The organism is Halomonas ramblicola, from assembly GCF_030409215.1.
In the GTDB taxonomy this organism is placed as follows: Bacteria; Pseudomonadota; Gammaproteobacteria; order Pseudomonadales; family Halomonadaceae; genus Halomonas; species Halomonas ramblicola.
Genome location: NZ_JAUFPL010000017.1, coordinates 344,544 through 359,543 on the forward strand (window position 1 = coordinate 344,544; position 15,000 = coordinate 359,543).

Below are 15,000 nucleotides of genomic sequence, written 5' to 3' on the forward strand. Positions count from 1 at the left end.
GGGCCCCGCCGGGATCACCCGGCGAGGCGGCTGGCAGATGCATCGCTCGACCCCGCTTCAGTCGAGCCCGGCGCGGGCCGGAAGCCCAGGTCCAGGTTCTCGCCGACACGTTCCAGGGTTACTTCCACACGCCGGTTCTGGCGGCGCTCCTCGACGCTATCGTTGGAGGCTACCGGCCTGCGTGAGCCATAACCGCGGGTCTGGATCAGGTCGCGCTCGACCCCCTGCCTCGCCAGGTAGCCGGCCACGCTGTCGGCACGCCGCTGCGAGAGGGGATCGTTGATGGCGTCGCTGCCGGTGCTGTCGGCGTGACCGGCAATGAAGATGCGCTCCAGGTCATCACGGCCACGGATCTGCTCGACCAGCTCCGAGAGCTCACCGCGCGCCTCGGCGGAGAGTTCCGCGCTGTTGACGGCGAACAGGGCATCGGCGGAGAGGGTGATGTCCGGCGCCCGGGTCGGGGCGGGCGCGCTGATCCCGCCGGTGAAGTCGGCGAGGGTGTAGCCCATGCCTGCCTCCACGGGGCAGATCGTCTCGGGGTCGAGCGCCACCCCGTCACTGCCCAGCTCGGCCAGGGTCGGCATGTCGTCACGCCGCACCTGGAGGGCCTGCATCAGCTGCCCCGTGGCGGCCAGGGTGCGGGCATCGGCCAGGACCACGTCGTATTGGGCATTCACGTAGGCACGGCTGGCCTCGAAGTACTCGTTCTCGCTGTCCAGGACGTCGAGCAGCGTGCGCTGGCCGATATCGAACTGCTGCTGGTAGGCGCCCCGCACCCGGTCGATCGACTGGCGATGCTCGTTGAGGTACTGGAGCTGCTCGCGGAGCCGCTGGGTGTCGTTGTAGGCGATCTGGGTCGTCTGGCGGACGTTGGTGCAGGCCTGGTCGCGCTGGTTGGTCGCCTGCTCGACGCGATCGCTGGCGGCATGGAAGGAGGCCAGGTCGCTGCCCCCACGGTAGAGGTTCATGCTCGCCACCAGCTCGATGCGGTGACGGTCGCGGCTGCCCAGGCCATCGAAGCCGCTCTCGTTGCGGTAGGTGCCGGTACGCCCCTGGAGGTCCAGGCGAGGATGGAAGGCGGCCCTGGTCCTCTCCTGCTCGGCACGGCTCGCCTCGATGTTCTCGATGGCGGCGTGGAACTCCGGATTGCCCTGGAAGGCCAGGTCGACGGCCTCGACCACCGAGGGCGGCAGCCGATCATCGAGCTCGGGGGCGGGGGCCAGGGTTTCGGCGGGCAGCTTCCCGACGATACGCTGGAAGCGCGCCGTCACGTCGTGCAGGTTGGACGCCTCGGTCATCAGGTTCGACTCGGCCAGGGCCAGCCGCCCGCTGATCTGCTCCAGGTCCACCCCCCGACCGGTCCCGGACTGCACCCGCTCCTCGATCTGGTTGTAGACCCGCATGTGATCGGCGTAATTCTGCTGGGCCAGCCGCACCAGTTCGCGATAGCGCTTCACATCCAGGTAGGCGCGCACCGCCTCGAGGGTCACGTTCTCGCTGGCCTCCAGCAACTCGTAGTAGCCCACCAGCTTGGCGCGATCGAGGCGTTCCACCTCGCTGCGCGTGGCGAAGCCGTCGTAGATCATCTGGGTGATGCTGAGCTCGTAGAAGTCGGTGTCGTAGCTGCCCCGCCTATCGTACTGACGGTCCTCTCGACCGAGACCGGCGGTCGCCTCGATGCTCGGCAGGTAATTGCCGCGCGCGACGCCCACGTCGTGGCCGGCGGCACGCAGGCCGTTCCAGGCGGCATGCACCTCGGGGTTGGTCTCCAGGGCCTGTCGGACCACTTCGATCAGGTCGGATGACCCCGGTGCGGCCAGCCCCTGGGGCAGGTCCTGGGCGATGGCGGCGGGCAGGGGCAGGAGTGTCAGGCTGACACCCAGGGCGGCCAAGCCGGCCAACCGAGATTGGCGGAGGCGTCTTCTCGTTGGGCGTTTCATCATGCGTTCCCTTGTCATGAACCCGCCCGGACGGGCGGAGTCACTAGCGTCGGTGTGTGCGTTTATTCTTGGCTTGCTGGAGTTCGAGGACCGTTTCCTGCTCCCCGAGACCGAGAGCGCTCGCCAGCCTATCGCCCCAAGAACCGCCTCCTGGGCGGGTGACAAACCTCATACTATTTGTAACCAAGCGTAACGCAGGGGCGTCGTTTGTCCAGTGATATGGGCATGGCACAACGAAGACTTTCTACATTTCTTATGTAAGCCTCGGCTTACGCTGCGTGAGCCTCTCTTCCACGACGGGCAAACGTGCTATGGTCACGGCGATTGCCACGACACGGCTGCGTCATCACAAGGAGAACGCCATGTCCTCATCGGAAATCCAGAAGACCCGGGTCATCAACGAGTTACGGGGGTTCATCAAGAAGCTTCTCCAGGACCCGAAGATCCTCGAGCAATCCCTGGAGATCGCCCGTCGTCACCTGCGGGATGGCGGCACCCCGGAGGTGATGGCGCGTATCGCCAACGAGATCTCGGACACCACCAGCGTGCACATCCCCGACGACCCGGCCGAGCACTCCGAGGCCGACCGCCTCTTCCTGGAGCTGCTCAAGGAAGTGGTCAACGAGGAGCAGGCCCTCTACTGAGCCCGGCCCCGCCTCAGGCATCGACGACGCCCGGCCCGCGCCGGGCGTCGTCGTTCCGGACAGCAGGCCGGGGGCTCTGGTAGAATGACAAGCAATTGTTTCTACAGACATTATACAGAACCCTGACGATGTACTACCTGCTCAAGCTGTTCCCCGAGATCACCATCAAGTCACGCTCCGTACGGCGCCACATGACCCGGTGCCTGACGGCCAACGTACGCAACACCCTGAAACCGCTGGACGAACGCATCGGCGTCAAGGAGCGCTGGGACCTGCTGCAGGTGATCCTCCCCGAGGACCTGGGCAGCGACGGCGTCGGCGAGGTCGAGCAGCGGCTCGGGCGCATCCCCGGCATCCAGGAGATTCAGGTGGTTCGCGAGGTAGACTTCCGGACCCTGGACGATATCGCCGGGCATATCGTGCCCATGTGGCAGGGACGCATCGAGGGGAAACGCTTCCGCGTCTCGGCCAAGCGGCGTGGCGAGCATGACTTCTCCTCGCACGACATGGAGCGCCACCTCGGGGCGCGGCTGCTGGCGGCCTGCGGAGATGCCAGGGTCGATCTCACCCGTCCCGAGGTCGACGTTCCCGTCCAGGTGGTGGACCGTCGCCTGCGCCTCATCGACCGCCGTCTCCCGGGCCTGGGAGGCTATCCCCTGGGCTTGCAGGGCCAGGCAATGGCGCTGATCTCGGGGGGCTTCGACTCGCCGGTGGCGGCCTGGCGGATGATGCGTCGTGGCATCAAGACCCACTTCCTGTTCTTCAATCTCGGCGGGCCGGCCCACGAGGCCGGGGTGCGCGAGGTCACCCACCACCTCTGGCGACGCTACAGCCTCTCCCACCGGGTCAACTTCATCTCGGTACCCTTCGAGCCGGTGGTGGCCGAGATCCTGCGCCGGGTGCCGGACGGCCTGATGGGGGTGGTGCTCAAGCGCATGATGGTGCGCGCCGCCTCGCGCATCGCACGGCGCTCACGGGTGCCGGCACTGGTCACCGGTGACGCCATCGCCCAGGTGTCCAGCCAGACCCTCACCAACCTGGCGCTGATCGATGACGCCAGCGACCTGCCGGTACTGCGGCCGCTGCTCACCGAGGACAAGCAGGAGATCATCGCCCAGGCCCGTGTCATCGACACCGCACGCTTCGCCGAAACCATGCCCGAATATTGCGGCGTCATCTCCCGGCGCCCGCATACCCGTGCCCGACGCGACCGGATCGAGGAAGCCGAGTCGCAGTTCGACTTCGCGGTGCTCGAGGCCGCCATCGCCGACGCCGAGGTCACCCGCTCCGACCGGCTGGCGGAACGCCGGCAGCTTCCCGGCGAGGTCCCGGTCGTGGAATCCTCCGCCGAGCTGGCCGGTCGGCAGGACGTCAGCGTCATCGATATCCGCCCCCCTCAGGAACGCGACGCCGCCCCGCTGGAGCTGCCCGAGGTGCCATGCCTGGAGATCCCCTTCTACGAACTCCAGGAGCACGCGCCCGGCCTGCCCAGGGAAAGGCGTTACTTCCTCTACTGCGACCAGGGCGTGATGAGCCGCATGCAGGCACTGCATCTCCACGACCGCGGCCTGACCCATTTCGGCGTCTATCGCGTCCCCGGCGACGAATAGCGAATCCCTTGCCCCGCCTCGCTCGGAAGCTTCTACGCTACAAGGAGATACCTTCTGTTACGAAGGGCCCCGAGGAGTGCGGAAATGGCCAGGCACAAGGCGCGGCTTCCCGAGCGTGACCCCGGCACCGGCGAGGTGTTGCTGGATCCCGGCTGGCCGCGGCCACCGGGCAACCGGCTCACCCCACCCGCCGCGCATCGGCGACCGCTCTGGCCGTGGGTGCTGCTGGTACTCGTGCTGCTGGCGTTCGCCATCGCCGGCCTGCTGGTGGCCGAGGCACGCACCTCGCACTTCCAGTCCCGTGAGCTGTCGCGCTACGCCGGCACCCTGACCTATACCCTGGCCCCGGGCCCCAGCGACCGCTGGCACGTGCCGGATCACGGCCCCTTCGACGATCGTCTGGGCTACACCCGGCTGCCCGACTTCCAGTCCCGCCTGCTGCAGCGTGACTTCCACGTCGAGCGCCAGGCGCGCTTCTCGCCCGCCCTGCTGGATTACGTCGAGCGGGGGTTCTTCCCGCCCTATCGGGAGAAGACCCGGGCCGGCCTGTCCCTGGCCACCTGCACCGGCGACGACCTCTATCGCTTCCACCATCCGCAGCGCCACTACGTGCGCTTCGAGGAAATACCGCCGCTGGTGGTGGAGATGCTGCTCTACATCGAGAATCGCCAGCTGCTGAACGAGGACGCCCCCCACGCCAACCCCGCGGTGGACTGGCCCCGCTTCGCCCGCGCCGCCCTCTCCCAGGTCGGTCAGGCCCTGGACATGCCCGGCCAGTCGGCCGGCGGCAGCACCCTGGCCACCCAGATCGAGAAGTACCGCCACTCCCCCGGCGGCCTCACCGTCGGCCCCATGGAGAAGCTGCGCCAGATGATTTCGGCCAGCGTGCGCGGCTACCGCAATGGCCCCGAGACCCTCAGCGCCCGCCAGGACGTGGCCCTGGACTACCTCAACAGCGTGCCGCTCTCCGCCGCCCCGGGTTACGGCGAGGTGCACGGGCTGGGCGACGGACTCCGGGTCTGGTTCGGGGCCGATTTCGAGGCGACCAACCACCTGCTGTCCGCGGCCCGAGCCGCCACCTCCCCCACTCCCGATCAGGCGCGGGCGGTACGCCGAGCGCTCGCCTTGATGATCGCCCAGCGGCGCCCGTCCTGGTACCTCGACGGCGGCCGCAACGAACTGGAGCGACTCACCGACACCTACCTGGATCTGCTGGCGTCCGAAGGGATACTGAGTCCGGCGTTACGGGATACCGCCCGGCAACAGCCGCTCGCCTTCCGCGACTTCGAGGCCGCCCCGCTGCGGCGACGGGTCGAGGACGACAAGGGCTTGCGCGTCGCCCGCACGCGGCTGGCCGGGCTCTTGGACGTATCCCTCTACGAACTCGACCGCTTCGACCTCTCCGCCCGGACCACCCTGCACGGCGAACTGCAGCGCGAGGTCACCGACTACCTCCATCGGCTGGCCGACCCCGAGTTCGCCGCCGAGGTCGGCCTGATCGGCGAGCGCCTGCTCTCCCCCGAGAAGACCACCGAGGTACGCTACAGCTTCACCCTCTTCGAGCGCGGCGAGGACGGCTTCCGGGTCAGGGTCCAGACCGACAACGGCGACCAGCCCTTCGACATCAACTCAGGCAGCAAGCTGGAGCTCGGCTCCACCGCCAAGCTGCGGGTGCTGGCCACCTACCTGGAGGTCATCGCGGAACTGCACGCGCGCCATGCGCACCGCCCGGCCGATGAGCTCCGCGGCCTCGCGGTCGATCGCCAGGACCCCATCCGGCGCTGGGTGCTGGACCGGCTGATCGACGACCCCCAGCGGTCCCTGCGCGATCTGCTGGACGCCGCCATGCAGCGGCGTTACTCGGCGAGCCCCCACGAGGCCTTCTTCACCGGTGGCGGCCGCCACACCTTCAGCAACTTCCGCCGCGAGGACAATGGACGCAACCCGACCCTCGCAGAGGCGCTGCGCGAATCGCTCAACCTGCCCTTCGTGCGCCTGCTGCGCGACCTGGTCAACTACAGCATCCACCAGGACGCCGACCGCCGTCGGCTCCTCGAGGACGACGGGGACCCGCGTCGCCTCGACTACCTGCAGAGCTTCGCCGACCGCGAGGGACGCGTCTTCCTGCAGCGCTTCTGGCGCAAGTACCGGAACCTGGACAGCAAGGCCCGCCTGGAGGCCTTCCTCGGCGGCCTGAAACCCGACGCCCGACGAATCGCCGCGGTCTACCGCTATCTCCATCCCGAGGCCGACCTGATCGGCTTCACCGCCTTCCTCGCCGAACGGCTGCCTGGCGGACTGCCTGACAGCGCCCGGCCGACGGCACTGTTCGACGGCACCGCGCCCCAGGACCTGAGCCTCTCCGACCAGGGCTACATCGCCGGCGTACACCCACTGGAGCTGTGGCTGGTCGGCTTCCTGGCCGACCGCCCCGACGCCAGCTACGCGGATGCCGAGTTCGCCAGCCGCGACGCTCGCCAGGAAGTCTACGGCTGGCTGTTCCGGACCCGCCACCGCAACGCCCGCGACGTACGCATTCGCACCATGCTCGAGGTCGAGGCCTTCCTCGACCTGCATCAGCGCTGGGTCCGGCTGGGCTACCCCTTCGACCACCTGGTGCCATCGCTGGCCACCGCCCTGGGCAGTTCCGGCGACCGCCCCGCGGCGCTGGCCGAACTCATGGGCATCATTCTCAATGACGGGGTTCGCCTACCTACCCGGCGCATCGACGAATTGCATTTCGCCGAGGGCACGCCCTACGAGACCCGCTTCCTGCCCGACGCCGAACGTGCACGACGCGTGATGGCCCCCGAGGTGGCCGCCGTGCTGCACGAGGCCCTGCAGCAGGTGGTGGAAGGCGGCACCGCACGCCGTCTGCATGGCAGCTTCGCCCTCGACGACGGCACGCCTGTGGCCCTCGGCGGCAAGACGGGAACCGGCAACAACCGCTTCGAGACGGTGACGCGCACGGGCCAGGTGCTCCACTCCGAAGCACGCAACCGCACCGCCACCTTCGTCTTCTATCTGGGCGAGGACCACTTCGGCACCCTCACCGCCTACGTGGCTGGCCAGGAGTCGGACGACTTCCGGTTCACCTCGGCCCTGCCCGTCCAGGCATTCAAGGGCATGGAGCCGATCCTCTCCCCCTATCTGCCCCCCGCCGTCCGGACCGGCTGCCGCCCGGCAGACGGCCAGGACATGCTGATGGCAGATTCCACGCCAGGGGGCGGCAGCTCCTGAGCGCGTTGCCTCACTGACAGGGCACCACCTCACGCCGGGTGTTCAAGGCCCACAGGTTCTGGCCATCGGGCGTCGCGCCCTGTTCGCTCCAGGTCTCGGTGATCTCCAGGCAGTAGGACCCCAGATTCTCGATGGTGACCTGGGGATCGGCGGGACGCTCGTTACCGATCCGCATGATGTCGGGATCCTCGCTGGTGTAGCGCGGCGCGATGGCGCCGCCGGTGCAACCGGCCAGCAGCACGGCCAGGCCAAGCCACAGAAGAAGTAGTTGACGGGACATGGCGTCTACCTCCATGAAGCGCCGGGGCGGCAGGAGGGTCGCCTTCACCGCCTGGCAACGCCCTGGCCCCGTATGGTGAGGGGGATGCGCGATTTGCGGAACCGCTCTAGCCAGCTTAGTCGTCGCGGGACCGCCAGGCGAGGGGGTACGGGTGCAGCTGGCGCGGAAGATGCTACAATCGAGGCCTGATTTCACGGACATTTCGCATGGCGGCCTCGACTTCGCCCAGGCGTCGAGTCGGCCTCCATGTACCACGCCACGGGAACCTCAGAGCCACCATGTCGAACACCGCCCCGCGCCAGATACTGGTCACCAGCGCCCTTCCCTATGCCAACGGGGCCATCCACCTGGGCCACTTGCTGGAGTACATCCAGACCGACATCTGGGTCCGCTTCCAGAAGAGTCGTGGTCATGAGTGCCGCTACGTGTGCGCCGACGACGCCCACGGCACCGCCATCATGCTGCGCGCCGAACAGGAAGGCATCACTTCCGAGGCGCTGATCGACCGCGTCAGCCGCGAGCACCAGGCCGACTTCGCCACCTTCGGCGTGGCCTTCGACAACTACCATTCGACCCACTCCGAAGAGAACCGCCATTTCAGCGAGCTGATCTACACCCGGCTGCGTGACGCCGGCCATATCGCCACCCGCGACATCGAGCAGATGTACGACCCGGTGAAGGGACTCTTCCTGGCCGACCGCTTCATCAAGGGCACCTGTCCCAAGTGCCGGACCGACGACCAGTACGGCGACAACTGCGAGGCGTGCGGCGCCACCTACACCCCGGCCGAGCTGATCGACCCGGTGTCGGCGATCTCCGGGGCCACCCCCGAGGTGCGCAGCTCCACCCACTTCTTCTTCAAGCTGCCCGACTTCGCCGACTTCCTCAAACGCTGGATCGACCACGGCCACGTCCAACCGCAGATCCGCAACAAGCTGATGGAGTGGTTCGAGGCCGGTTTCAACGAGTGGGACATCTCCCGCGATGCCCCCTACTTCGGCTTCGAGATTCCCGATGCCCCGGGCAAGTACTTCTACGTCTGGCTGGACGCTCCCATCGGCTACCTGGCCAGCTTCAAGAACCTCTGCGAGCGCGAGGGGCTCGACTTCGACACCTACTGGAAGAAGAACAGCGACGCCGAGGTCTACCACTTCATCGGCAAGGACATCGTCTACTTCCACGCCCTGTTCTGGCCTGCCATGCTGCACGGTGCAGGCCTGCGTACCCCCACCGCGGTGAACTGCCACGGCTTCGTGACAGTGAACGGCGCCAAGATGTCCAAGTCCCGCGGCACCTTCATCAAGGCCGCCACCTACGCCGAGCACCTCAACCCCGAATACCTGCGCTACTACTTCGCCGCCAAGCTCACCTCGGGAGTCGACGACCTCGACCTCAACCTCGAGGACTTCGCCCAGCGGGTCAACAGCGACCTGGTGGGCAAGGTGGTCAACATCGCCAGCCGCTGCGCCGGCTTCGTCAAGAAGCTGGGAGGCGGGACACTGTCGGAACGTTGTACGGAACCCGATCTCGTCGCGCGCTTCATCACCGCCGGCGACGAGATCGCCGAGCACTTCGAGGCCCGCGAGTTCGGCCGCGCCATGCGCCTGGTCATGGAACTGGCCGACGAGGCCAACACCTACATCGCCGAGGCCGAGCCCTGGGTGCTGGCCAAGCAGGCGGGCAAGGAGCAGGAGGTGCTCGACATCTGCTCGGTGGGCATCAACCTCTTCCGCCAGTTGATGGTCTACCTCGCACCGGTGGTCCCGGCCATGGCCGAAGGGGCACGCCACTTCCTCAGGCTCGACGACCTCGACTGGGAGAGCCGCCACGAGCTGCTGCTGGGCCACGAGATCGCCAAGTTCAAGCCGCTGATGACCCGCGTGGAGCGGGACAGGATCGATGCCATGATCGAGGCATCCAAGGAGGACCTGGTGGAAGAACAGAAGCTCAAGGAAACCCCGAAGGGGCCGCTGGCCGATGACCCCATCGCCGAGGAGATCGCCTTCGACGACTTCGCCAGGGTCGACCTGCGGATCGCACGCATCGCCAAGGCCGAATACGTCGAGGGGGCCGACAAGCTGCTCCAGTTGACCCTCGACCTGGGCGGCGAGACCCGCACCGTCTTCGCCGGCATCCGCTCCGCCTACGCCCCCGAGGCCCTGGAGGGCCGGCTGACGGTGATGGTCGCCAACCTGGCGCCGCGCAAGATGCGTTTCGGCGTCTCCGAGGGCATGGTGCTGGCCGCCGGCGACGACGGCGGCATCTACCTGCTGTCCCCGGACAGCGGCGCCGAGCCCGGACAGCGTGTCCGCTGAGGTATGCCGTGACCGCCGACGCCCGCTTGATCGATGCCATTGACGCCGAACTGCCCCAGACCCAGTGCGGCAAGTGCGGGCATCCCGGCTGTCGCCCCTACGCCGAGGCCATCGCCGGAGGCGAGGCGATCAACCGCTGCCCACCCGGCGGCGAGGCCACCCTGGCCAGGCTCGCCGAGCTCACCGGCCAGCCCGCCCAGCCGCTGGCGCAGCCCGCCCAGCCGCCGCTGGCGGCCTGGATCCGCGAGGACGAATGCATCGGCTGCACCAAATGCCTGCAGGCCTGCCCGGTGGATGCCATCGTCGGCGCCGCCAAGCGCATGCATACCGTGATCGTCGACGAATGCACCGGCTGCGAGCTGTGCGTGGCGCCCTGTCCGGTGGACTGCATCGACCTGCTCCCCCACCCCGGCTGGCAGGCCGCGGAGACCGGCGCCGAGCGTCACGCCTACCTGGCGCGACGCGCCGAAACCGGCCGCCGTCGCCATCGGGCACGCCAGCAACGCCTGGCCCGTGAGGCTCGCGAGAAACGCCTCGAGCGCCAGCGCCGGCTGATGCAGCGGCGCCAGGGCGCCCAGCGCGGTGAGGCCGGTGGCGGGGCGGGTGAGACGCGCCGCCGCCGGATGGCGGTCAAGGCCGCCGAGCAGGCCATGAAGCGCGTGCAGCAGCACCTCGACAGCGCCCGCCGGCGTGGCGACGCCGAGGCGGAAGCCACCGCCCGGGCGCAGCTGCCCGAGGCCGAGCGGCTGCTCGCCGAGGCCCGCCAGGCGCTGGAACAGACAAGCGCAGCCGAATGACTCGAGACAACATACCGTACTCACCGCTCGGGGCTGATCCGGTGGCAGGCCTGCGAGGAGGCGCTGTGAATACCTCCGTGTACGCTACCGACGCCATCCCTGGCGTAGGACCTCCTCTTCGGCCTGCCCCCGGCGCCCCTCGCTCTCGCCAGGGAATGCCATGAACGCCCAGAAACGCTACGAGATCTTCGCGCGGCTGCGCGACCACAATCCCGAGCCCACCACCGAGCTCCACTGGGAGACCCCCTTCGAGCTGCTCGTCGCGGTGCTGCTCTCCGCCCAGGCCACCGACGTGGGCGTCAACAAGGCCACCGCGCGCCTCTTCCCCGTCGCCAACACCCCCCAGGCGATCCTCGACCTGGGCCTCGACGGCCTCAAGGAGCACATCAAGACCATCGGCCTCTACAACACCAAGGCCGAGAACCTGATGAAGACCTGCCGGCTCCTGGTCGAGAAGCACGCCGGCGAGGTCCCCCGCACCCGCGCCGCCCTGGAAGCACTGCCCGGCGTGGGCCGCAAGACCGCCAACGTCATCCTCAACACCGCCTTCGGCGAGCCGACCATCGCCGTGGACACCCATATCTTCCGGGTGGCGAACCGCACCGGCCTGGCCAGGGGCAAGGACGTGGTGGAGGTCGAGCGGAAGCTGCTGCGCCATGTACCCCGGGAGTTTCGCCAGGACGCCCACCACTGGCTGATCCTCCACGGCCGCTACACCTGCGTGGCGCGCCGGCCGCACTGCGGCAGCTGCATCATCGAGGACCTCTGCGAGTTCACCGAGAAGACCGAACTGTAGCGGCCCAGTGGCAGGCCCATGGCGAGGCTGCTTGACTGCGGAACACCAGTATCTGCCGAGGCCGAGCGATGGAAATCCTCAAATACCTGCTGCTGCCCCCCGTGATCAACGCCCTGCTGGTGCTGGCAGGCCTGCTGCTCGGTACCCGGCGCATACTCGGCGGCCTGCTGGTCGCCCTGGGGCTCATCAGCCTGCTGGCGCTGGCCACGCCCTGGGCCAGCCATGCCCTGCGCCAGGGACTCGAACCCGAGCCGCTGCCGGGGCCGGGTAGCCTGGGTCGCGCCCAGGCCATCGTCATCCTGGGCGGGGGCCGCGACTACAGGGCCCCGGAGTTCGGCTGGGGCGACGCCCCCGCCAATGCCACCTGGCGGCGCCTGGCCTACGGCGCCCATCTGCACCGCGAGAGCGGCCTGCCGATCCTGGTCAGCGGCGGCCGCGTCCACGACGAACACAGTGCCGAGGCGAGCCTGATGGCCGCGGCACTACGCGAGGTGTTCGGGGTACCGGTGCGCTGGCTGGAGGGCGAGAGCCGCAACACCGCCGAGAATGCCCGACTCAGCGCCGCCATGCTGGCGCATGACGACATCGAACGCATCGCCCTGGTCTCCCAGGCCTGGCACCTGCCCCGCGCCAGCGCCGAGTTCGAGGATACCGGCCTGACGGTCATCCCGGCCCCGACCGAATTCGCCAGCGCCCCGCCACCGGGACTCCACGGCTGGCTGCCACGCGCCTACCACCTGCACCAGAGCACCCGGGCCCTGCACGAGTGGCTGGGACGGGCCACACGCTCTCTCGGCTCACGGCTGGCCGACCTGACCCGCTGAGCGACCACCGCACGCCGGCACTCCCGGCCGTCCTGCCAAGGTCGCCTATGCCGTCCCGGTCAGTCCCGCTAGACTGATCGGTAAGATGGCATTATCCAAAGGAAAACGAGGAGCGCGCCCATGGCCAAGGTGCTGGTAGTGGACGATGAGCCCAATATCGTTCTCTCCCTGGAGTTCCTCATGCAGCAGGCCGGCTTCGAGGTAGTGACCGCCGAGGACGGCGAAAGCGCCCTGGAACGCGTCGCCGAGGGCACCCCTGACCTGGTGCTCCTCGATATCAGCCTGCCGGGCATCAGCGGCTTCGACGTGCTCGAGCGCCTGCGCGCCGACCCCACCAATGCCCGCCTGCCGATCATCATGCTCACCGCCCACGGCCGCGAGGTCGAGCGCGAGAAGGGCATGGCGCTCGGCGCCGACGACTATGTCACCAAGCCCTTCTCCACCCAAGCACTGGTCGAGAAGGTCAAGACGTTGCTCGCCGAGGTCCCCTGATGGCGCGTCGTGCCTCCGGCCTGCCCCGACGCCAGCCGCTGGTGGGGCTGTGGCTGCTGCTCAGCGGCATCAGCCTGCTCGGCGGCGCCGTCTTCGCCCTGTGGCTCGACTCCCTCCTCGCGCCCCAGGGTGTCGCCCGCCTGGTGCTGTGGCTGGGCTGCTTCTCCGGTGGCGCCACCATCTTCCTGGTCGGCCTGCTGCTCGAGCGCCAGCTGTTCACGCCGCTGCGTCACCTCCAGGTGCAGCTGGCCCGCCTGGTGGCCAACCCCGATGCCCGCGACGACTATCCCCCCGAGGGCTGGCTGCGCGGCCTGGGCCCCGACCTGATGCGCATCCGCGAGGCCTGGCACAGCGACCGCACGCGCCTGGCTACCGCCCATGCCGAAGGCGCACGCAGCGCGGCGCGCATCCGCCAGGAACTCGAGGCCCTGCTGCAGGTGCTCGAGACCCCGCTGCTGCTGTGCGACCACCACCGCCGCATCCTGCTCTTCAACCAGGCCGCCGAGACGCTATTCGAGGGCCAGGCCGGCCTGGGGCTGGGCAAGCGGCTCGAGTCCCTGCTGCCGACCACCAGCCTGCGGGACGCCCTGGGGCAGCTACCCGCCGACGGCACACCCCGCGAGGTCCTGGTGCCCAACGGTGAACGCTGGCTGCGCGCCATGCTGCGCCGCGTGCCGGGCAGCCACGGCGAGACCCTGCTGACCCTGACCGACACCACCGCGGCCTGGACCAGCGAGATGGGCGCCCGGGCGGAGCTGCTCGACGGTCTGCCGCGCCTGCGCCGCCACGGCGCCAGCCTGACCAGCGCCGCCGATGCCCTGGGCGCCCTCCCCGAGGCGTCCGGCGAACTGCGCCACCGCCTGGAGGGCGTGATCGAAGAGGAGAGCCAGGCCCTGGGCCGGGACATCGAGCGACTCGCCACGCTGCTGGAGCGCATGCAGCAGGAGGGCGAACGCCTGGTACCGCTGTGGTCCAACGACCTTTGGGCCGCGCTCAACGAGCGCCGCGCCGCGCCGCGCCGGGTGACCCCGGTGGGCATGCCTGCCTGGCTCAGAGGCGACGCCATCGCCCTGCTGGTGCTGCTGGAATCGCTGCTGGAGGCGCCCTCCCTGGCCCTGGGCGACATGGCACTCGAGGGCGAGGTGTGCCTGGGCAACCGGCGCGTCTACCTGGACCTGATCTGGCGTGGCCAACCGCTCGGCGAACGCCGCCTGGCCGAGTGGCAAGCGCAGCGTCTCGACGACCTGCCGTTCTCGCCCCGGGTCGCCGACGTGCTGCGCCAGCATGCCAGCGACGCCTGGAGCCTGGCCGATGCGGACGGTGAGCACGCCCGGCTGCGCCTGCCGCTGCCGGCCGTCGAGCGGGTGGGTGCGCCACGGCCGGCCACCCCGCCGCGGCCCGAGTTCCACGACTTCGGCATCGCCGAGCTGCCGCCGCCGGATGCCGAGCTCGCCGCCCGGCCGCTGCGCACCCTGGAGGTGGTGGCCTTCGACACCGAGACCACCGGCCTGGAGCTGCGCCGCGGCGACACCGTGATCAGCCTCGGTGCCTGCCGGATCGTCAACGCCCGGCTGCTGGCCAGCGACACCTTCGACGTGCGCGTCGACCCGGGTCGACCGATCCCGCCGGCCAGCACCGCCATCCATGGCATCACCGACGACGACGTGGCCGGCGCCCCGCCGCTGTCGGTGGCGCTGCCACGCTTCCGCGACTATATCGGCGATGCGGTGATCCTGGCCCACAACGCCGCCTTCGACCTGCTCGCCCTGCAGCCGTCGGGCGCCGAGGTGAACCTGGACATGCCGGTGCTCGATACCCTGCTGCTTTCGCGCGCCCTGGATGCCAGCCTCGACGGCCACGACCTGGACAGCCTCGCGCAACGCTATGCCCTGAGCTTCCCGCCCGGCACCCGCCACACCGCCCTGGGGGACGCCCGGGTCACCGCCGAGTTGTGGCTGGCCCTGTTGCCGCGCCTTGAGGCCCGCGGCATCGAGACCCTGGAGCAGGCACTGGCCCTGCAGGCCAGCGCCCTGGACAGGGAGGATGCCTGCGCCTCATGACC

General features: G+C 69.1%; 11 protein-coding genes. 9 read left to right on the top strand and 2 right to left on the bottom strand.

The features are described from left to right. Positions 1–14 precede the first annotated feature (14 nt). Positions 15–1,892: a TolC family outer membrane protein gene (locus QWY80_RS05965; RefSeq protein ID WP_353960440.1), complete on the bottom strand. Its 1,878-nt coding sequence runs from the start codon at positions 1,890–1,892 to the stop codon at positions 15–17. Between the two features lie 410 nt (positions 1,893–2,302). Between QWY80_RS05965 and QWY80_RS05970 the strand changes: the two genes are divergently transcribed. From QWY80_RS05970 to QWY80_RS05980, 3 genes are all read left to right on the top strand, one after another. After that, on the top strand, positions 2,303–2,584 hold the full coding sequence (locus tag QWY80_RS05970) for a hypothetical protein (RefSeq protein ID WP_290229797.1): 282 nt from the start codon (positions 2,303–2,305) through the stop codon (positions 2,582–2,584). Positions 2,585–2,712: 128 nt separating this feature from the next. Then, positions 2,713–4,194 (top strand): tRNA uracil 4-sulfurtransferase ThiI, encoded by a 1,482-nt coding sequence (thiI, locus tag QWY80_RS05975; protein ID WP_290229798.1) that lies wholly within the window; start codon positions 2,713–2,715, stop codon positions 4,192–4,194. 84 nt (positions 4,195–4,278) lie between these two features. After that, positions 4,279–7,434 carry a transglycosylase domain-containing protein gene (locus QWY80_RS05980; protein ID WP_290229799.1) on the top strand — a complete coding sequence of 1,052 codons (3,156 nt, stop codon included), beginning with the start codon at positions 4,279–4,281 and terminating at the stop codon, positions 7,432–7,434. Between the two features lie 10 nt (positions 7,435–7,444). Here the strand turns inward: QWY80_RS05980 and QWY80_RS05985 are convergent, their stop codons facing one another. After that, positions 7,445–7,714 carry a hypothetical protein gene (locus QWY80_RS05985; protein WP_290229800.1) on the bottom strand — a complete coding sequence of 90 codons (270 nt, stop codon included), beginning with the start codon at positions 7,712–7,714 and terminating at the stop codon, positions 7,445–7,447. A gap of 278 nt (positions 7,715–7,992) precedes the next feature. Here QWY80_RS05985 and metG point away from each other — a divergent pair, with 278 nt between their 5' ends. From metG to QWY80_RS06015, 6 genes are all read left to right on the top strand, one after another. Further along, positions 7,993–10,029, top strand: a complete 2,037-nt coding sequence (metG, locus tag QWY80_RS05990) for a methionine--tRNA ligase (protein WP_290229801.1) — start codon at positions 7,993–7,995, stop codon at positions 10,027–10,029. A gap of 8 nt (positions 10,030–10,037) precedes the next feature. Beyond that, positions 10,038–10,826 carry an RnfABCDGE type electron transport complex subunit B gene (locus tag QWY80_RS05995; protein ID WP_290229803.1) on the top strand — a complete coding sequence of 263 codons (789 nt, stop codon included), beginning with the start codon at positions 10,038–10,040 and terminating at the stop codon, positions 10,824–10,826. A 160-nt stretch (positions 10,827–10,986) separates the two neighbouring features. After that, positions 10,987–11,622 carry an endonuclease III gene (nth, locus tag QWY80_RS06000; RefSeq protein WP_290229804.1) on the top strand — a complete coding sequence of 212 codons (636 nt, stop codon included), beginning with the start codon at positions 10,987–10,989 and terminating at the stop codon, positions 11,620–11,622. 68 nt (positions 11,623–11,690) lie between these two features. After that, on the top strand, positions 11,691–12,446 hold the full coding sequence (locus tag QWY80_RS06005; RefSeq protein WP_290229805.1) for a YdcF family protein: 756 nt from the start codon (positions 11,691–11,693) through the stop codon (positions 12,444–12,446). A 120-nt stretch (positions 12,447–12,566) separates the two neighbouring features. Beyond that, positions 12,567–12,938, top strand: coding sequence for a response regulator transcription factor (locus tag QWY80_RS06010; protein ID WP_290229806.1), 372 nt, complete (start codon positions 12,567–12,569; stop codon positions 12,936–12,938). Beyond that, the gene (locus QWY80_RS06015) at positions 12,938–14,998 is read left to right on the top strand and encodes a 3'-5' exonuclease (protein ID WP_290229807.1); all 2,061 of its coding nucleotides are present in this window, start codon (positions 12,938–12,940) and stop codon (positions 14,996–14,998) included. Before QWY80_RS06010 ends, QWY80_RS06015 begins: the two co-directional genes overlap by 1 nt. Positions 14,999–15,000 lie beyond the last annotated feature (2 nt).

Coding starts and splice junctions, on each gene's coding strand:
- QWY80_RS05980 (WP_290229799.1), top strand. CDS start 4,279: ATGGCCAGGCACAAGGCGCGGCTTCCCGAGCGTGACCCCGGCACCGGC.
- QWY80_RS05985 (WP_290229800.1), bottom strand. CDS start 7,714: ATGTCCCGTCAACTACTTCTTCTGTGGCTTGGCCTGGCCGTGCTGCTG.
- QWY80_RS06010 (WP_290229806.1), top strand. CDS start 12,567: ATGGCCAAGGTGCTGGTAGTGGACGATGAGCCCAATATCGTTCTCTCC.
- QWY80_RS06005 (WP_290229805.1), top strand. CDS start 11,691: ATGGAAATCCTCAAATACCTGCTGCTGCCCCCCGTGATCAACGCCCTG.
- QWY80_RS05970 (WP_290229797.1), top strand. CDS start 2,303: ATGTCCTCATCGGAAATCCAGAAGACCCGGGTCATCAACGAGTTACGG.
- metG (WP_290229801.1), top strand. CDS start 7,993: ATGTCGAACACCGCCCCGCGCCAGATACTGGTCACCAGCGCCCTTCCC.
- QWY80_RS06015 (WP_290229807.1), top strand. CDS start 12,938: ATGGCGCGTCGTGCCTCCGGCCTGCCCCGACGCCAGCCGCTGGTGGGG.
- nth (WP_290229804.1), top strand. CDS start 10,987: ATGAACGCCCAGAAACGCTACGAGATCTTCGCGCGGCTGCGCGACCAC.
- thiI (WP_290229798.1), top strand. CDS start 2,713: ATGTACTACCTGCTCAAGCTGTTCCCCGAGATCACCATCAAGTCACGC.